We start from the raw sequence: 18,709 nt of genomic DNA, 5'->3' as shown, positions 1-18,709 counted from the left end.
AAATTAGGATTATTAAAATATGAGATGGCCTATCCACACTATAATCTTTGCAATCATCATCGCATTAACTGTTTTACATGATGCACATCTGATTGCGTTTCAACCACAGATTAATCTAGCCATTGCGGCTACAATCTATCTAGCAGTTGATGCTAGATGGCGACAAACAAGAAAGAAAGAGGAAAATTAAATGACAACAGAATTCACACAAAAATTCACACCCTTAACAGAAGAAGAATTGACACAAGTTGATGGGGGAGCTATCCCATTGGTTGCTTGGATCCTTGCTCATCCCTATCTATCTGGCACTATTGCTGGTGGTGTAACAGCTGTCGGAACTGCCATTTGGGGAGCATTTAAATAATCAATTTGAAGGAGAAAAGCAATGATAGACCAAGTACAATTTAAAGATCTCACGCATGAAGAATTAAGTGATATTAATGGTGGAGGACTCCCTTTTCTATTAGTTTTCGCTTACGGTTTTTCTTCTGCTTATATCGGGACAACAAAACTGATCGATGCATTTCATAGTAATATGACACGGAAATGGTAAAGGAGGAGACCAATGAGTCTGGTATTTATCACCCTCATCCTTTTGACGGGATACTGCATTCTTGATAAAAAAGCACCCAAACAGGTAGAAGGGTACTTTCCTAAATTTGCTATTGCCTTCATGGTCACTTTCACCATTCTCAACGAGGCAATTGATTTACTCTACACAATCTTACATTAAGGAGGACACTTATGGATACAAGCATCCATTATACTTACCTAACAGAAGCTGAACTGGCGACCATTGATGGAGGAGCCTCCGTTTTTGACTCGGCAAAATTCATCGTTCAAACATGGAATATTTTATACAATTCCGGACGTGATTTTGGCCGTAGTATCATCAATGGCATCATGCACTAGAAAGGAGCAAGCATGAAACTCGAAGAAACACGTTTTAGAAGCTTGTCCGAGCAGGAACTCAGCCATGTAGATGGTGGATCCGTCTGGATCACTGTCGGACTGATCGCTACTCCCCTGCTCATGGGAACCTTCGCTGGCGCCTTTGACGAATACGCTCGCAAACGAGGCAAACAGTAACACTTCTTTATCATCTCACTAAACAGTACAAAAAATCCCAGCTTTTAAAAAAGCTAGGATTTTTTCGTTTGAACGAAGCAAGCCCTTTTTCTATTCTCCCTCTTCATCATCGAGGAGAGAGATCCCAAATAAATGTCTTCTAGAACTTTCGATGCACTAGGCCGTTTTTTGAATCGGTTTTTCCTTTACGACAAACACAAAGCCAATAGAGCCGACGAATGCCCCAAGCAAGATCCAATAAACTATATCCGTTGAAGTGAACGGACCTTCTAAGAGACCAGCCAATAAAAAGAGATCAATATACAGTCTGTGTCACGATAAAAGTCCCAATTGAAATGGTAGCTACCTACTGGATGCTGGATGCTGGCGATTGGACACCTGCGGTTGAAAGACCTGAAGAAGAATCAAAATCCCTACAAAAGCAAGATAAGCAAGGCTAACAACCGAAAGCGGATCCTGTGTCGTCATAGCTACAGCCACTAAAAGTAAGACCAAGAGCCAGAAATGGAAGTCCAACCAGAACTCACGATGATATCTGTTAAAAAGGACAGGAACATGAAACTGTTCCTGTCCTTTTTGTTTCAGCATCAAACGATTGAGCCTTCTTAGCTGAGGTCATTATCAATAATGACTTTCAAGGCATTGTTTTCGCCAGCATGTTTGAAGATTTCGTATGCCTTCTCTGCCTCTGAAAGCTTGAAGTGGTGGGTCACCAACTTCGTCGCATCAATCTTACCAGATTTCAATACGTTAAGAAGCATCTCAGTTGTATTGGCATTGACCAAACCAGTGTTGAGCGTAATGTTCTTTATCCAAAGGTCATCAAGATTGAAGCTAACTGGTTTCCCATGCACTCCGACGTTGGCAATATGACCGCCGACAGAGATAATATTTTGGCAGACATCGAAGGTTGCTGGATAGCCCACACATTCCATGGAGATATCGACACCACGGCCATCGGTCACTTCATTGATAAAGGCCTTGATTTCATCAATATCACTTGAACAGATGGTATGAGTAGCTCCAAACTTCTTAGAAGCTTCGAGACGAGATTCTGACAAGTCTACCATGATAATGGTAGCTGGTGAGAAGAATTGTACGGTTAAGAGAGCTGCCAAACCGATCGGCCCTGCACCAACGATACAAACATTGTCTCCAGGTTTCACGTGAGAAGGGAGAACACCAATTTCATAGGAAGTAGGCAGAATATCAGAGAGCATAACCAGGGCTTCGTCATCTACAGAAGCAGGTGCATGATAGAGACTGCCGTCTGCGTGAGGGATATGGACATACTCTGCTTGGGTACCGTTGATCAAGTGACCAAGAATCCAGCCCCCATCTTCACAGTGGGAAGGTAGGCCACGTTTACAATAGTAGCAAGTGTTACAAGCTGTTACGCAAGAGATAATAACCTTGTCTCCTACCTTAAAGTTCGTAACCGCATCGCCGACTTCTTCGACAATCCCAATTCCTTCGTGACCCAGGATGGTCCCTTCTTTACAAGCTGGAACATCACCCCCCAAAATATGGAGGTCTGTTCCACAAATGGTCGTTTTCACTAAACGAACAATCGCATCAGTTGGTTTCTTGATCACTGGTTTTGGTTGATCAATCAACTGAAGATTTCCTGCGGATACATATGTTGCTGCTTTCATAAGCGACTCCTTTTTTGTTGGTTTCATCAAACCATTTTATTACAGTTTTTACTTTGTGAATATTATAACATACAAAGTAAGCGCTTGCAACATATTTATTAGATTTCTTTAAAAGATAGTTTTCAGGTCTCAAAAATCAATTTCTAGCGTTAAGATAAAGAAAAATCCCTCGCTCTTTTGAGCGAGGGGTAGCTGATAAACATCAGTTGTTCTCTAGCGCCTTATTTACGACGTCCTGGACGTTCTTTGTAACCATAGTATGCATCTTCGATGATTTCTTGCATGTGGTCTACCATTGGAAGACGTGGGTTAGCTGGTGAACATTGATCTTCGTAAGCAAGGAAAGCCAATTCGCGAGAATGTTTCTTCCATTCTTTTTCGTCAATTCCTTGTGCTTTAAAGTTCATTTCAATTCCTACACGTTCACCGAGTTCGTAAACAGCTTTCGCGTAAGCTTCAACTGCTTCTTCTGGTGTAGAGCATGGAAGGCCAAGCATACGAGCGATGTCTTGATACTTCTCATCTGCACGGTAGTAGTTGTACTTAGGCCATGTTGCTGTCTTAGCTGGGCGTGTACCGTTGTAGCGGATAACGTATGGAAGCAAGATTGCATTGGTCCGTCCGTGAATGGTGTGGAATTGCGCACCAATCTTGTGAGCCATTGAGTGAGAAATACCTAGGAAGGCATTGGCGAAGGCCATACCAGCAATAGTTGAAGCGTTATGCATTTTCTCACGTGAGTGGAAGTCTGCATTCTTCACTGAGCTTTCCAAGTTTTCAAAGACAAGTTTGATGGCTTGAAGAGCAAGACCATCAGTGTAGTCGCTAGCCATTTGTGATACGTAAGCTTCAGTCGCGTGAGTCAATACGTCCATACCAGTATCAGCCGCAACAGATCCAGGAACTGTCAATACCAAGGCAGGGTCTACAATGGCAACCGTTGGAGTCAATGAGTAGTCTGCGATTGGGTATTTACGGTTGTTTGCTTTATCAGAGATAACGGCAAATGGAGTTACTTCAGATCCTGTACCAGATGTTGTTGGGATCGCGATGAATTTAGTTTTCTTACCAAGCAATGGGAATTTGAAGGCACGTTTACGGATATCCATGAATTTTTGTACAAGGTCACGGAAGTCCACTTCTGGTTGTTCATAGAAGAGCCACATTACTTTAGCCGCATCCATTGGAGATCCACCGCCGAGAGCGACGATAGTATCTGGTTTGAAGGCACGCATGATCTCTGTACCACGTTCAACAGTTGTGATATCTGGATCTGGTTCAACGTCTGCAAAGATTTGGTAAACTACCTTGTTGCGACGAAGGTCAAGCTGTTCGATGATACGATCAAGGAAACCAAGCTCTACCATAGCGTGGTCTGTAACGATCATGACACGTTCAACGTCACGACATTTTTGTAGGTATTCAATTGAATCACGTTCAAAGTATGTTTTTGAAGGAAGTTTCATCCATTGCATGTTATTTCTCCGGCGTCCGACTTTTTTGATATTCAAGAGGTTGATGGCACTAACGTTGTCCCCAACAGAGTTACGTCCGTAAGAACCACATCCAAGTGTCAATGATGGCAAGAAGGCATTGTAAACATCCCCGATACCACCGAAAGTCGAAGGAGAGTTGCAGATCACACGAATGGCTTTGACTGCTTTACCAAATTCTTTGGTCAATTCTTCATCAGCAGTATGGATAGCAGCTGAGTGACCAAGACCGTTGAATTCAACCATTTGGCGAGCTTTGTTAATTCCGTCTTCACGGCTTTCAGATTTCAAAACAGCGATGACTGGTGACAATTTTTCACGAGTCAACGGTTCTTTTTCGCCAACTTCTTTACATTCTGCTGCAAGGATATTGGTTCCTTCTGGAACTGAGAAGCCAGCTTGTTCAGCGATCCATGCTGCTGGTTTCCCAACGATGTCCGCATTCAATTTCGCACCTGCACAGTTTTTGCTGTTAGCTTTCACACCAAAGCAGAACTCTTCAAGAAGGGCTTTTTCTTTTTTGTTGACAAAGTAAGTGTGGTAAGATTTGAATTCTTCAACAAACTCATCGTAGATTTCTTTATCGATGATGACCGCTTGTTCAGACGCACAGACCATACCATTGTCAAATGATTTAGACATGACGATATCGTGTGCAGCTTGGCGGATGTTAGCTGATTTTTCGACATAAGCAGGAACGTTTCCGGCACCGACCCCAAGAGCTGGTTTACCGCAAGAATAGGCAGCTTTCACCATTGCGTTACCACCTGTTGCAAGGATAGTCGCAATCCCTTCGTGGTTCATAAGGGCACTGGTTGCTTCCATAGATGGTTGCGTGATCCATTGCACACAGTTTTCAGGAGCTCCTGCTTTAATCGCTGCATCGCGGACGATTTGTGCCGCATGAGCAGATGATTCTTGCGCTGATGGGTGGAAAGCAAAGACGATAGGGTTCCGTGTCTTCAAGGAAATCAATGCTTTAAAGATTGCTGTTGAAGTTGGGTTGGTTGTAGGTGTGATCCCGCAGACTACTCCGACTGGCTCAGCAATCAAGGTCAAACCAGTGACATCATCTTCTTGAATGACACCAACTGTCTTGGTGTGACGCATGTTGTTTACAACGTGCTCACAAGCGAACAAGTTCTTAGTCGCCTTGTCTTCAAAGACTCCACGACCAGTTTCTTCATAGGCATGAAGAGCGAGCTCACCGTGAGCGTCAAGAGCAGCTACAGATGCTTTCGCCACAATGTAGTCTACTTGCTCCTGATCCAATTTGCGCATTTCTTCAAGCGCTACGAGCGCTTTTTGCACCAACTCGTCTACATGTTTTTCAGCAGCGAGTTTCTTTTCTTCAGGTGATTGAGTTCTTTTATCAGCCATTTGATGCTTTCCTCCAATGTTTGAAACCCTTATCCTTTTCCGGAACTTTTTCCTGTTTTCAGAAACTTTCAAGAATAGTGTAAGAAATTTCGATTTGTTAATTTTTTCACAATATTATTGTACTCTATTTTAGAAAATTTGTAAATAGTTTCACAAAGATTTTTTTAACTTTTTATCATGAATCCTCCTTCTCCTTCTATACAGGAGTATTTTCAAGAAAAAATTGAAGAATTTTTTTGAGAAAGCACTTCAATTTCACAAACAAATATTTTCACGCATTTTTTGTAAGCGTTTTCTTAATTTTACTAAAAAAAGCAATTTTCTTCAAGTGAAAATTGCTTAAGTCGTTTAGTAATTTTTACGGCTTAACTGGCCCCCGATTTGCTTGATCAACTGCTTCTTTTACGACGTTAGCGTATAGATTTCCCCCAACATCGATGGAGCCATCTGATTCTAAACCAAAGTGGACACTATCCGTTCCAGCCCAGATAGCTGGATTATCGACAGCCACTTGGTACCAGTCTGCTACATAGACATAGTCATATTTTTTAGCCAATTCCAACTGATACTGTCGAGTTTGAACGGTAACGCTATTGCTATCATTGGCTTCACGCCCATCATATGGGGTCACAAAGATTAGGCGATGTCCTTTTGGTAGTTCTTGAACAAACTTATCCAACAATTCTTGATAATTATTAGAAGAGTTGGTTCCAAGTGCGATTACCACGTTCTTGAGCAAGACTCTATTGGCAATATCTGTTTCATATACTTTTAAGCCTGAGTCCAGATTGCGGCTCACCAAAGCATCTAATTGGATATCTGGCAGTACTTGTTTCAGATAATCTGATGCCCGGAGGTTTACAGAATCCCCGATCATGGTCACGCCATCTGATACATTGTAGGAAGTCGCTGAAGCATTGTCAACTTGGGCACGCGTGATCTGCATCTTGCTGTCGGATTGACGAAGCCCTTCGGTAATCAGGTTTTCATCAAAGGCTCCGACGCGTGGCGCAAAGAGTGCAATCCCAAACATGAGCAAGGTCAAGGGAATCGCGCTGTAAAAGAGTGGTTTCGTGAAACTTCTGAGATCCATCGAGATCCCAAAAATCTTCGGTTCACGTCCAGCCAAGGTTGGTTCAATAATATAGAAACTCAAGGCAGCAAGACTAAAGGATACAAGCGCTGTTAATAGAGAAGCCCAGCCATTGGTCATTAATTGAGAAAAGATGATGTAAAATGGCCAGTGGAAGAGATAAACCCCATAACTTGTATCTGCAATAAAGGTAATCACTGCTGGTTCTTTCTGATCTGGTGTCTTTTCATGAAGGACACGCGTCATCACAATCATCACAGATGCAGCAAGAGTTGCTACTAAAAAGCCAAATAAATAGGTCCAAACACTATCAAAGGGAAGGATAAAGGTCAAGACCAACAAAACTAGAAAAGCACCCGCTAAAATCGCTAACGTCTTCTGTAGAGATAGCTTCTTCACTAATTGAGTAAGATTTGGGCTGGTCGTTGTAATCCCTGTCACTGTCGCTAAAGCACTCCCCACAAAGAAAGGAAAGACGTGAGCGATACTAGAAAAGTAGACATTGGACAAATTCTTGGTGACCAGCGCTCCGACAAAGAAGGTCAGGAAAGTCACCAAAAAGAGACCTGTCGAAGATAGGAAGATATAGCCTCTATATTGGCCAACTGATTTAGCTTTTTTACCCAAAAACCAAGCCAAGAGCGCCCAGAGGACGTAGTAATGAACTTCAAGAGCCAAACTCCAAGTATGAATGAAAAGATGGGGGATGAACTGACTTTCGTAACTTCCGCCACTTAACATCTCATAGAAGTTAGTCACAAAGCCAAAAACGGCTGCAATCTGCGTCCCAATCCCAGCAATAAAGTCTCGTCTGACCAAGAAGGTAAAAGGCATGACCAGCAAGACCATAAAGACTAAAGGAGGTACAATCCGGTAGAAGCGTCGTCTGAGGAAGCCCTTGAGATCAATTTTTTGATGACGGGCAAACTCATCGATTAGAAGAGCCGTAATCAAAAATCCTGAGAAAGTAAAGAAGATGTCGACTCCAATAAATCCACCAGGAAAAACTTTTTGAAAGAAATGGTAGAGAAGAACGAGAAGAAGTCCCGTTATCCGTACCAATGAAAACCATTTAATTCGCATTTTGATAAATTCCTTGTTTAAACGTTCCCTTATAAACGACATTTTGTTCTGTCGTCAAGGTTCCCTGGCCTTCTGGTTGGCCATTGACAAATTCACCTTCATATTTCCAGCCAGCCTTGGCTGTAAAGGTTCCATAACCACTAAAGGTCCCATTGACAAAATTGCCCTTGTAGGTGTCCCCGTTCTCAAAAGTCACCGTCCCTTGGCCATTCATCTTGCCTCGGACGACACTTCCGTCGTAGCGAATAGCTCCCTTATCGAGGGTCAACACACCTCCGAAAGGAATGGAGGAAAGAAATACCCACAAAGCAGACAGAACAATGATCCCCAAGGACAAGCGTTCAATATTCTCTCTCGTAACATAGACCTTATAGGTCTCATATAATTCTTTTATTTTTTCCATACTCTGTTCATTCTTTTTATCTTCAGCCGGTTAGTCCTTTAAGGAGCCAGTCCGAAACTAATCTTCTAATCGTTCCAACCACTCTTGACAACCAGCTAGGACACGGCGATAGGTCTCTTCGAAATCTCCTGTGTACCATGGATCTGGAACACTTTCTCCTGCAAAGAGATGAATCTTATGCTCTGTTCCAGGCGGTGCCATTCGTTTGAGGTCAGCCACATTGTTTTCATCCATCCCTAAGATCAGGTCAAAGGTATGAAAATCTTGGTCACTGATTTGAAGGGATGTTTTAGACACATCATAGGGTACGCCATGGCTACGAAAAATCTTTTGAGTCCCTTGGTGAATAGGGTTCCCGTGCTCCCAGTTAGAAGTAGCACGGCTTTCAATCTCATACTGGTTGGTCAAGTCCTTCATGACAAACTCCGCCATGGGGCTTCGACAAATATTTCCTAAACACACAAATACGATTTTTTTCATGACAGCACCTCCTTTCTATTATAACAGAATGTAAGAAAAATATAATCTGCTAAAATTATAATTTTGAGGCAAGACGAAAAAAGCCTGTCCACCATTGAGGTGGGCTGACTTTCTTTTTTTATTCAGGCAGGATGATCTGAAGGGCTGGCCATTTTCGTTTCCAATCTTTCTTCCGCATGCGTTCCGTATAAACTGCCAAACGCTCTGGACTAGCTAAAAAATGTGGAGTCGGCTGAACGACGAAGTTTTCGATATCCCTTGTCCCATAGGGGAGAAAGAGCTCCAACTGACCATCTTTCCTTAGGCGAACCGCAAGAGCCGTACACTGCTCGGGGTATTTAGAAACCGCATCACAGGCACTGCGATAAGGGGCCGTCCCCGGGCTATGCTGGTGCATGTAGACTTGATTCTTCACTTCCCAAGCGTACTGGGGATAGACCTTCTTTAATTCCTGCTCAATCTGTTGCGTCTCCTCATAGCTGATCGCAGGGTCATAAAAGACCAGATCCAGATCCGTTGTCGCATCAAACCCAAGTCTTCCAGAAAGCTGGTTCCAGATGAAATTTCGTACCGCACCCGCTGCTAACCAAGCATCTGCCAAATCTAGATCTCGAATAATGGCCAAGACCGCCATCATCTCTGGATCCACTTGAATTTGTTCTACTATCGTTTCTTCCGTCAGCATCTTCTGCTAGTCTCCATTGTAGGGATAGCCTAGGTGTTCATAGGCCTTGCGGGTCGCCACGCGCCCTGTACGAGTCCGCATGATAAAGCCTTTCTGAATCAAGTAAGGTTCATACATGTCTTCTACAGTCTCCCGCTCTTCAGCAATATTGACCGATAGGGTCCCAAGGCCAACTGGGCCTCCCCCATACATCTCAATCATGGTGCGCAGGATTTTTTGATCGACATAGTCCAGCCCTTCATGGTCCACATCCAGCATGGAGAGTGCCTTGTCGGTAATAGTCTCATCAATCAAGCCATCGCCCATAATCTGGGCAAAATCGCGCACCCGTTTGAGCAAGCGGTTGGCAATCCGGGGAGTCCCACGACTACGAAGAGAAAGCTCCTCAGCAGCCTCATGGGTAATCTCCATCTCAAAGATCTCGGCAGTCCGCTCGACAATCTCTGTCAGATCATCTTGCTCGTAATATTCCATATGGCCCGTAATCCCAAAGCGAGCGCGCAAGGGGTTGGACAGCATACCCGCTCGGGTCGTCGCCCCAATCAAGGTGAAAGGAGGAAGATCCAGGTGGACACTCCGACTGGTCTCGCCAGCACCAATCATGATATCGATGTAAAAATCTTCCATGGCACTGTAAAGCACTTCTTCGACTGACATTGGCAGACGGTGGATTTCATCGATAAAGAGAACATCACCCGGCTCTAGGTCATTGAGGATGGCTACCAAGTCACCAGCCTTTTCAATGACAGGACCGGAAGTCTGCTTGAGATTAACACCCAACTCATTGGCAATGACAAAGGCCATCGTAGTTTTCCCCAGCCCCGGAGGGCCAAAAAGAAGGACATGGTCCAGCGCTTCATCCCGAAGCTTAGCCGCTTCAATAAAGATTTTTAGCTGGTCCTTGACCTTATCCTGGCCGATATATTCATGTAAATATTGCGGGCGTAGCGTCCGTTCAACTGCCTCTTCATCGCCCATGATTTCATTGTCTAAAATTCTACTCATACAGTCTATTATAGCAAAAAATGATACCTTCGGTACCACAAATAGAACGTGTTTTTTAAGGATCGTAGTTCTCACTAGCGCTCGAGCTGCGTCAATATAGCTAAGTTCGCCTGATTCCCATGTCAGGTTTGGTTCAATGAAATAGTAAGAAACGTAGTTTTCCCTCTTAAAATAACTTGTTTCTTTTTATGGATCGTAGTTCTCACTAGCGTTCGAACTGCGTCAACGTACCTAAGTTCGTCGGCGTCCCGAATGGACTTGACTCACTAAGGTACGTAGAAAAAGCCACCGGTTTTGGTGGCTCTTATAGGGAGATTATTATGAAAAAGTTTTAGGAGTTTTATCATTCAAAGTTAGGAGGTCTTTGATGATGGTATTAGTATACGACAGGAAGCTTAAAGTTTCCTTATAGTTAGTTTTAAAAATTATTTCCTAAAAAAGAGGAGACCTTGAGCAAGAATTTTACATCCTTGTTTGGAGCCTCCCCTTTTCTCATTATTTCTTAGCAATGGCATGGTAGCTGGTCTTGCTAGTAAAGACTTGCCCTGCTCTCAAGATAACCTTTTCAGCTTGGTCACTATGAATGGCATCTGGCACTGTTTGAAATTCGAGAGCCAATCCATTGTGTTGAACAATTGATTTTCCTTGAAGATGAACGGCTTCATCTACAAAATTGGCTGAATATACCACCAAAGCTGGGGCTTCTGACTTGAAGGTCAAAAAGCGTCCAGATGGTTGATGGTAGAAGAAGCCTGCATTTTCATGCCCTTCTGGTAAAGCGAAAGGATGGTCCAAGCCTTCTACCAGGCGAATTTGTGGATCAGCATCCTTGAAGAGATCCTCTAATAGCATAGCTTGGTAGAGATGCTGAACGATTGGACTTTCTCTATCCACAGTGTGAAGAGGGACACCATCTGGATGGATGGGGTAAAGACCCTGATGATTGATCTGAAAGACATGGTCATTAATCGGCTGGGTGAAGTTGCCTGATAGGTTGAAATAGCTGTGGTTGGTCGGATTGACCAGGGTGTCCTGGTCTGTCTCTACCTGGTAGCTGATTTCTAACTCTCCTGCTTCAGTCAAACCATAGGTCACCCAGATCTTGAGATTTCCAGGGAATCCACCGGTGCCATCTGCACGCTCTGTGTACAGGGTGATTTCTTGGTCTGTCACCGACTCCATGCTAAATAAGGCGCTGTCCCAGCCAGTCGATCCACTATGGTTGCAGTTGGCGCCATTATTGGCTTCCAAGTGATAGGTTTGACCATTGAGGTCAAAGCTGGCACCTGCGATTCGACCAGCGACTGGACCAATGCTAGCCCCATACTTGGGGCTATTGCCAACATAGGCATCGAAATTGTCGAATCCCAGTACAATATTAGCAAATTGATCCTGTTTGTCTGGTGTCACATACTCTAGAATAGTAGCTCCATAGGTCATGACCGACAATTGATACCCCAGGTCATTCTCGAGGCGATACGCTTCTACATCTTGGCCATCTAATTGACCAAATAGATATTTTTTATAGTGTTTCACAAGTTGTCTCCTCCAACATCGTTCATTCTAGTGAAAGGGGTGAATCACCACTCCTTGTACAACACGGTTGACTGTTCCAGTTGGTGATGGCGTATCTGGGCGATTTTGAACCTTGAGCGAAGTCAAGAGAGAAATCAATTGACCGTAGATAATGTATGGGAAGGCACGGTAGATATCTAGCGACTCTGCTGAAGATGCTACCAACACTTCACGTACATGCTCAATCCTAGCAGCTTGGTCGGTCAAGAGAACGACCTGACGGGCAATCTGATCTCCAGCCACTTCTCCAACCAAATCCAAATCGTACTGGCGCGTATAAGGATCAATGGAGCCAAAAACCAAGACCAGGGTCTGGTCATTGATGAGGGATTTCGGTCCATGACGGAAGCCGACAGGGCTCTCGTACATGGTCGCGATTTTACCGGCTGTTAACTCTAAAATCTTGAGTTGAGCTTCATGAGCTAACCCAAAGAAAGGTCCTGCTCCTAGATAGATGACGCGTTCGAAGTCTAAATCCACAATTTCCTTGACCTCGCGATCTTTCTCCAAGACCTGCTCTGACAGATAAATCAATTCTTCCACTCGTTTTTTCTTGATTTCTTCCTCACTTGGATCAAAGACCAAGAGAGCTGTCAAAAGCATAGAGGTAAAGCTAGAAGTCATAGCAAAGCCAGCATCATTGGTTTCTTTTGGTTGTAAGAGCAAGAGATTGCGCTCATCTCCGTGAGCTTGCTGGGCTAGTTTTCCTTCGGCTGCACAGGTAATGGTGATCTGATAGAGATCCTCCACCAATTGTTGAGCTAACTCAACTGTCGCAACACTTTCAGGCGAGTTACCACTTCGTGCAAAGGAAACCAAGACAGTCGGCACTTCTTTTTTGAGGTAGGTTTGTGGATGCGCCACGATATCAGTCGTCGCAATGGATTGGAAATTCCAATGGCGTTCATCGTGCACTTCCTGCAAATAGGGAACCAAGGTGTCCCCTACATAGGCTGAGGTCCCAGCTCCTGTCAAGATAATCTTGATGTATCCATGACGATTCCCAATAGTCTCTAAAAACTCTTGGATTTCTTTTGCTTTCTCTTGATAGAGACGATAGGTTTCTTTCCAAACTTCCGGTTGCTGATAAATTTCGCGTGTCGTAATTTCAGCCCCCAGTTCAAGCAGTTCTTCTTTTGTATAATCTAGCATGCTTCTCCTCTTTTCTACCCGCCTTATAAGCGGTAAGAGGCCGAGACAATTGTCCCAGCCCCATTCCGAATGTTCAAGCGGTTTTCGCTATCGTATCTTACTCATCCTCGTCGTCATCAAAGTTGGATAAGAGATCATTAACCTTCACGATGCTTTCTTGTGCACGCGCTGGATAGTCTTCTTCTCCTCCGACCAGGCTGTTATTAATAAATTCAATTACCATTGGCAAGTTCATCCCTGCATAGAGGTCAATCGCACGTCCTTCAAGAATCAGGCGGCTAACTGTATTACAAGGAGTGCCTCCCAAAAGATCCGCAAAGACGATATAGTCCTCAAAGTCTGCAACACAGGCTTCAAACTTGGCTGTAAACTCCTCAGGACCTTCCTCTGGCAAGAGGGCCACGGCATGAATATTGTCTTGTGGTCCCATAATCATTTCTGTACTGGCTTTGAGCTCTTCACAGAAGCGACCATGACTGACCAATACTAACTGTTTTGCCATACCTTACTCCATTATGCCATTCCAAAGAAGAAGTGGCCAAATGCTGAGAATGCGATTGCTGCAAGGATGATGAGCAAGATAGCTTTTGTAGAGTTCATACCTTTACGTCCAAGCAACCAGTAGATTACACCTGTGATGATAGCTGGTACCAAACGTGGGAAGATAAGGTTGAGCATATCTTGAATTTCAATCGCTTTGTCCCCAATGTGTGGAGTCCAAGAAACTTCAACACCAATCATGCTGGCAATCAAGGCACCAACCATGAAGATACCCAGAACGGCAGCTGCATCAATCAAAGCTGTCAAGGTACTTTGCATGTTGTTGATGAGGTTAACCCCTTCTTTATAGGCAAATTCCAATTGTTTCCAACGGAAAATGTCATAAGCAACTGCCACAGCGATCCACAAGAAGATACCGGCTGGGTTTCCTGCAACAGCCAAAGTTGCTGCGATTGAACCCATAATAGCTGGTACCAATGATCCAAAGATTGAGTCCCCAAGAGGAGCGAATGGTCCCATGAGACCTGTCTTGATACCATTGACCGCATCTTTTGATTTGACACCATCTTTTTCTTCCAAAGCGAGGTCAAAACCAGTGATAATGGTGTGGAAGAATGGTGAAGTATTGAAGAATTGCGTATGCAATTTCATCATTTCTTTCAATTCTGGAGTGCCATCACCATACATTTTACGCAACTGAGGTAAAATCATATAAAGGTAACCAGAAGCCTGCATCCGTTCATAGTTCCAACCTAATTGGAAAGTAAACAGACTACGTTTGTTAATTTGATTAAAATCCTCTTTAGTGAGTTTGTAATTCTTAGAATTCGTCATCTTCAATTTCCCCGCTTTCTGATTCAGTTACTGGAGCAGCTACGACTGTACGTTGACTGTTTTTGAAGTGTTGTACTGCAAGGAAGATACCGATAATGGCAATACCAATCATAGATACACTCTTGAAGTTGTTAACAAAAGTAATAGCTTGTTCTTCTGGAAGTTTAGCGAACACTTCAGAACCGACAATGCTAGACACTGCAGCACCAAGGCTTTGAACATTGCTATAAAGCACTGTCAACATAGCTGTTAAGCCAAAGCCAAGTGCTAAGTAGTGAAGGTTACGACGAACAGGAAGGTAACGAAGCAAGATCGCAAATCCAAGACCTGGAAGCATTTGACCTGCAAGTTTCAGACCGTTTGCCAACCATTGTACATTAGCAAGACCTGTAACAACAGTTTCTACGAAAGCTCCACCAAAAGCAAGTGCGAAGAAAACTGGGAGAGCTCGAGAAAGAGCCCATGGAATCGCCCCAAGGAGATAGTTGCGTTCGATGCCTTTGTAATCAAAGCGTTCAATCGCAGCATCTACACGGTGAGCGAAGTAAGTTGTAGTCATACGACCAAGAATATCAAAGTATGTCAACAAAGTTGCTACCGGCACAGCGATTGTAGCAATAGCAAGCTCTGGATCAATCCCTTGTGCTACTGAGAAGGCAGTTGCAAGAACAGCACCAGAAGTGGCGTCAATACGAGAAGCTCCACCGAAAGTACCAACACCGAGCACTGTCAATTGAAGAGAAGCTCCGATAAAGAGACCTGTCTTTAAATCCCCCATGACAAGTCCTGTAATGAAACCAGCAAAGACTGGTGAGCCTGCTGATGAAACAATCGTCAACTCATCACAGATTTGATAAGCTGAGTACAAAGTAAGTAGTAAAATTTGCCACCATTGTATCATGACAATTTCCTCCTAAAATTTTTCTTTTTTATTTATAAACTATTTGAGCAACTTCAAGAAGTCTTCAATTGGATCATTTGGAACCATTTGAGCAGTTAGCTTAACTCCTTTTTCAGCTAGCTTGTGGAAAGCTTCCACATCAGCATCCACTACGTTGATCGAACGAGTAATCGGACGAGTCTCGTCTGATTGAGACATGTTCCCCACATTTAAAGTTTCAAGTGGCACACCTGCTTCTACCAAGCCGAGGAAACGATCTGGCTTGCGAGCTACGATGAAGAGACGTTGGCTGTCATATTTTCCAGCCAAGATATTTTCTGCAGCCTTTGCTACTGGCAAGATACTGAGCTTGACACCAGGTGGTGTCGCTAGTTTTAAACCACTTTTTTCGATATCATTTTGAGCGACTTCATCATCGATCACCATGATACGTGAAACATTTAGTTTGGTAGTCCAAAGATTGGCTACCTGCCCGTGGATCAAACGTCCATCGATACGGCATCCTACAATAGTCATAAGTTTTCCCCCTTTACTTCTTTGAATGTAGGTTGTGAAACAAGTTTTAAGGTCTCCGTCCAAGTGCCCTCTGTCTCAAAGACGAGGATTTCATTTTCCCCATCTTTGAGAAAACCATGAGGGATGTAGAGGGAGAGTGTTGGACCGACTTCCCAGAAACGACCGATATGGTGGCCGTTTACAAGAACGATCCCTTTTCCAAATCCAGTCATATCAAGGAAGGTATCCTCGACTTGATCTAGATGAAAAGCAAATTGATAAAAAGCTGGTTGACCTTCTTGCCATTCTTTCGAAAAATCCAGGCGATCCAGCTGTCTAAAATCAAGCGCATATTGTTTCCAATCAAGCTTGAAATGTAGATCGATACAAACTCCTGTTCGGATTCCTTTTCGCTGTGTATCCGCTAGGAGCTTGTGCCCATAATTGACTCGTCCCATGTTTTCGATCAAGAGCTTTAGGTTTGTAATCGTTTTCTTTTTTCCGTTTAAAAAAAGATCTTGTCCGATTTCTTCTTGGTATTGAGTGGCAATCAATTGATCATTGGCATATACCTGTGCTCGATCACGCGCATCGATGATACGCAAGCGCTCTTCTTCCGCATCCATTTCCACCTCTGTCTCATAGAGCAGATAGCCTAAGGGATGGTCGATTTCTTCCATGGTCTGTGGATACAGACTTTCTGTGACCTGAGCAATCTCATTTAAATTACCAAACAAACTAGTCTTGTTGGTTAACTTTAGTCTATGCTCTGGCAAAGTCGACTTCACAAGTGGATCCATCTGTGGATACTCTGGATAGTAGGTCGCCATCATCTTTTTGACTGCATGGTACTTAGGAGTCGGATTGCCCTGCTCATCTAAGAGAGCGTCATAGTCATAAGATGTTACCTGTGGCAAATCCATGGTCCCTCGTGCTGAGCAACCGTTCATAAATCCAAAGTTGGTCCCACCATGGAACATATAGAGATTGATAGAGCCTTCTTGTAAGACTTCATGGACTGCTTCTGCCAACTCTTCTGGATCTCGCTTGATGATAGGTTCTTTCCACCGATTGAACCAGCCATCCCAAAATTCCATACACATGAGTGGCCACTCTTTGTCATGCTCAGCAAAGAACTCTTTCATCTGAGAGAAGTTGTAATTCGCTCGCGAACCAAAATTACCGGTTACAAAGAGTCCATCCTCAATCAAGGTCCCTGCTCGAAGGGTCGCCCTCCAAGGTCCATCAGAGGTGAAGAGTGGACAAGTAATATCCCGCTCGATCATTAGATCTCTGATCGCCCGAAGGTAGGCCTTGTCTTCGCCATAAGAGCCATATTCGTTCTCAACCTGCATCATGAGGATATTGCCCCCACGATCCAATTGGTACTTGGCCACACGTGGCAGGAGCTCGTCGTAATAGCGAGCCACTTCCTTGAGAAAGGCCGGATCCGATGAGCGAATCCGAAGGTCTTCTTTGATTAGCCAGGCTGGCAAGCCCCCAAATTCCCACTCCGAACAGATGAACGGTGACGGACGGAGGATCACATACAAATCCAGCTCTTGAGCTACTTGGATAAAGTGCTCCAGGTCCAAATTCCCTTCAAAGTGAAAGTGGCCTCTTTGTGGCTCATGAGCATTCCATGGGACATAGGTTTCAACAGTATTAAAACCTAGAGCTTTTAGGTTATATAAGGAATGATACCAATCCTCACGATCGATCCGAAAATAATGAATTGCACCAGATAAAATCTTAAAAGGTTGATCATTTAAATAAAAATCTTTACGGATTTCAAATGCCCCCATACTGAGAACCTCCTTCTAAGAAACCCTTTTCATTTATTAATATAATATATTGATCAAAAAATGTCAACCACTTTTGAAAAAATATGTTAAAATAATATTAACAAGGGATATCGAAAGAAGAGGTGAAGCACATGGCAATCCCAAAATACCAACACATCAAAGATGATTTGAAGCAACAAATTATCTCAGGTAAATTCGAAAATGGAGATAAATTTTACACAGAAGCCGAGCTGATTAAGATTTATAATGTTAGCTCGATTACTGTTGTTCGTGCTTTGAACGATTTGGCTAGCGATGGATACATCGTCCGCCAACAAGGGAAAGGAACGTTTGTTTCGCGCGCTAGAAAACACAAACTGGTTGAGTTTTCAGACGTTGAAACCTTCCCTATCCAAAAAGCGACCGTAAAAGTTCTCTCTATTAAGCGTGGCAACGCGCTGAATATCCTGGATAAACTGGGGCTCGCTCCGACTCAATTCTATTATAAGATTGATCGGACGCGTCATATTGGTGAAGATACCTATATCTACCACCAGACCTATGTCCCAGAGCAATATATTAACCCAAATTATCCGAGTTTAGATTACTATAGTTCGATTTATGATCGCTTTAAAGAAGATTATCATATTCATATGAATGATGAACACTTTGAAGAAATCAATGATATTGTATTTCCAACACCAAGCAAAATCGCTTCTGTGTTGAATATCGATGAAAACTTCCCAACTGTCCGTCAAGTGAAAACGACAAAATTGGAAGCGACCGGTCAAATTCTCGAATATAGTGAAACCTATAAACGTGGCGACTACTATAAAATCAAATTTATCTCTTGTGATCGTGATCATTGATCATTCAAAGTCTGGGGTCTGGCCTCAGACTTTTATGATACAAATTATAGCATGAAAAATAGTTCCTAAAACATGTAAAACGAATAATCTATAATTAGTGATAGACTTCCTATAAATAGTTTAATTAGTCAAAATTTATTATGATAAATTCAGGCTCTAGAGCACCTGTTATAGGAAAAGAAAAGAGAGTGGGACAGAAATCGGTCATTCGTTAGAATTCGATTTCGTCGTC

21 protein-coding genes are annotated in these 18,709 nt (G+C 43.3%); 6 read left to right on the top strand and 15 right to left on the bottom strand.

Annotated features, from left to right (window positions below; translation table 11 throughout):
• Positions 1-190 precede the first annotated feature (190 nt).
• The 5 genes from RCH62_RS02695 to RCH62_RS02675 are packed head-to-tail and all read left to right on the top strand — an operon-like array spanning position 191 to position 1,089.
• Complete coding sequence (locus tag RCH62_RS02695) at positions 191-364, top strand: Blp family class II bacteriocin (protein ID WP_006595268.1); 174 nt, start codon at positions 191-193, stop codon at positions 362-364.
• A 21-nt stretch (positions 365-385) separates the two neighbouring features.
• Positions 386-553 (top strand): class IIb bacteriocin, lactobin A/cerein 7B family, encoded by a 168-nt coding sequence (locus RCH62_RS02690; protein WP_006595269.1) that lies wholly within the window; start codon positions 386-388, stop codon positions 551-553.
• A gap of 12 nt (positions 554-565) precedes the next feature.
• Complete coding sequence (locus RCH62_RS02685) at positions 566-733, top strand: hypothetical protein (RefSeq protein ID WP_006595270.1); 168 nt, start codon at positions 566-568, stop codon at positions 731-733.
• An 11-nt stretch (positions 734-744) separates the two neighbouring features.
• Positions 745-912: a hypothetical protein gene (locus RCH62_RS02680; protein ID WP_048687832.1), complete on the top strand. Its 168-nt coding sequence runs from the start codon at positions 745-747 to the stop codon at positions 910-912.
• Positions 913-924: 12 nt separating this feature from the next.
• Complete coding sequence (locus tag RCH62_RS02675; protein WP_185761541.1) at positions 925-1,089, top strand: hypothetical protein; 165 nt, start codon at positions 925-927, stop codon at positions 1,087-1,089.
• Positions 1,090-1,431: 342 nt separating this feature from the next.
• Here the strand turns inward: RCH62_RS02675 and RCH62_RS02670 are convergent, their stop codons facing one another.
• The 15 genes from RCH62_RS02670 to RCH62_RS02600 form a co-directional block, all read right to left on the bottom strand.
• Entirely contained in the window at positions 1,432-1,677 is a 246-nt protein-coding gene (locus RCH62_RS02670) for a hypothetical protein (RefSeq protein WP_306474560.1), read from the bottom strand.
• 17 nt (positions 1,678-1,694) lie between these two features.
• Complete coding sequence (locus tag RCH62_RS02665; protein ID WP_023027479.1) at positions 1,695-2,744, bottom strand: zinc-dependent alcohol dehydrogenase family protein; 1,050 nt, start codon at positions 2,742-2,744, stop codon at positions 1,695-1,697.
• Between the two features lie 221 nt (positions 2,745-2,965).
• Positions 2,966-5,617: a bifunctional acetaldehyde-CoA/alcohol dehydrogenase gene (gene adhE, locus RCH62_RS02660; RefSeq protein WP_306474559.1), complete on the bottom strand. Its 2,652-nt coding sequence runs from the start codon at positions 5,615-5,617 to the stop codon at positions 2,966-2,968.
• A gap of 358 nt (positions 5,618-5,975) precedes the next feature.
• Positions 5,976-7,793: an acyltransferase family protein gene (locus RCH62_RS02655; protein WP_306474558.1), complete on the bottom strand. Its 1,818-nt coding sequence runs from the start codon at positions 7,791-7,793 to the stop codon at positions 5,976-5,978.
• Positions 7,783-8,196: a hypothetical protein gene (locus RCH62_RS02650; RefSeq protein WP_129270555.1), complete on the bottom strand. Its 414-nt coding sequence runs from the start codon at positions 8,194-8,196 to the stop codon at positions 7,783-7,785. The genes RCH62_RS02655 and RCH62_RS02650 overlap by 11 nt, the downstream gene beginning before the upstream one ends.
• A 57-nt stretch (positions 8,197-8,253) precedes the next feature.
• The gene (locus RCH62_RS02645; RefSeq protein WP_129270557.1) at positions 8,254-8,676 is read right to left on the bottom strand and encodes a low molecular weight protein-tyrosine-phosphatase; all 423 of its coding nucleotides are present in this window, start codon (positions 8,674-8,676) and stop codon (positions 8,254-8,256) included.
• Between the two features lie 118 nt (positions 8,677-8,794).
• On the bottom strand, positions 8,795-9,361 hold the full coding sequence (locus RCH62_RS02640) for a nucleotidyltransferase family protein (protein WP_306474557.1): 567 nt from the start codon (positions 9,359-9,361) through the stop codon (positions 8,795-8,797).
• A gap of 6 nt (positions 9,362-9,367) precedes the next feature.
• Positions 9,368-10,366 (bottom strand): Holliday junction branch migration DNA helicase RuvB, encoded by a 999-nt coding sequence (gene ruvB / locus RCH62_RS02635; protein ID WP_023024896.1) that lies wholly within the window; start codon positions 10,364-10,366, stop codon positions 9,368-9,370.
• Between the two features lie 495 nt (positions 10,367-10,861).
• On the bottom strand, positions 10,862-11,902 hold the full coding sequence (locus tag RCH62_RS02630; RefSeq protein ID WP_306474556.1) for an aldose epimerase family protein: 1,041 nt from the start codon (positions 11,900-11,902) through the stop codon (positions 10,862-10,864).
• 27 nt (positions 11,903-11,929) lie between these two features.
• Entirely contained in the window at positions 11,930-13,093 is a 1,164-nt protein-coding gene (locus RCH62_RS02625; protein ID WP_306474555.1) for an SIS domain-containing protein, read from the bottom strand.
• A 97-nt stretch (positions 13,094-13,190) separates the two neighbouring features.
• Entirely contained in the window at positions 13,191-13,595 is a 405-nt protein-coding gene (locus RCH62_RS02620; RefSeq protein ID WP_306474554.1) for a PTS sugar transporter subunit IIA, read from the bottom strand.
• Between the two features lie 11 nt (positions 13,596-13,606).
• Positions 13,607-14,428 (bottom strand): PTS system mannose/fructose/sorbose family transporter subunit IID, encoded by an 822-nt coding sequence (locus RCH62_RS02615; protein ID WP_306474553.1) that lies wholly within the window; start codon positions 14,426-14,428, stop codon positions 13,607-13,609.
• Positions 14,415-15,329, bottom strand: coding sequence for a PTS mannose/fructose/sorbose/N-acetylgalactosamine transporter subunit IIC (locus RCH62_RS02610; RefSeq protein ID WP_306474552.1), 915 nt, complete (start codon positions 15,327-15,329; stop codon positions 14,415-14,417). Before RCH62_RS02610 ends, RCH62_RS02615 begins: the two co-directional genes overlap by 14 nt.
• Before the next feature lie 39 nt (positions 15,330-15,368).
• A complete protein-coding gene (locus RCH62_RS02605) occupies positions 15,369-15,845 on the bottom strand; it encodes a PTS system mannose/fructose/N-acetylgalactosamine-transporter subunit IIB (protein WP_126403582.1) in 477 nt (158 codons plus the stop codon).
• Positions 15,842-17,629, bottom strand: coding sequence for a beta-galactosidase family protein (locus RCH62_RS02600; RefSeq protein WP_306474551.1), 1,788 nt, complete (start codon positions 17,627-17,629; stop codon positions 15,842-15,844). The genes RCH62_RS02605 and RCH62_RS02600 overlap by 4 nt, the downstream gene beginning before the upstream one ends.
• Positions 17,630-17,760: 131 nt before the next feature.
• Between RCH62_RS02600 and RCH62_RS02595 the strand changes: the two genes are divergently transcribed.
• Positions 17,761-18,477, top strand: a complete 717-nt coding sequence (locus RCH62_RS02595; protein ID WP_006595289.1) for a GntR family transcriptional regulator — start codon at positions 17,761-17,763, stop codon at positions 18,475-18,477.
• The last annotated feature ends 232 nt before the right edge of the window (positions 18,478-18,709 follow it).

Source organism: Streptococcus sp. (assembly GCF_030825805.1).
Taxonomy (GTDB): domain Bacteria; phylum Bacillota; class Bacilli; order Lactobacillales; family Streptococcaceae; genus Streptococcus.
The sequence above is the reverse complement of the archived record's forward strand: the minus strand, read 5'-3'. Positions and strand labels throughout refer to the sequence as shown.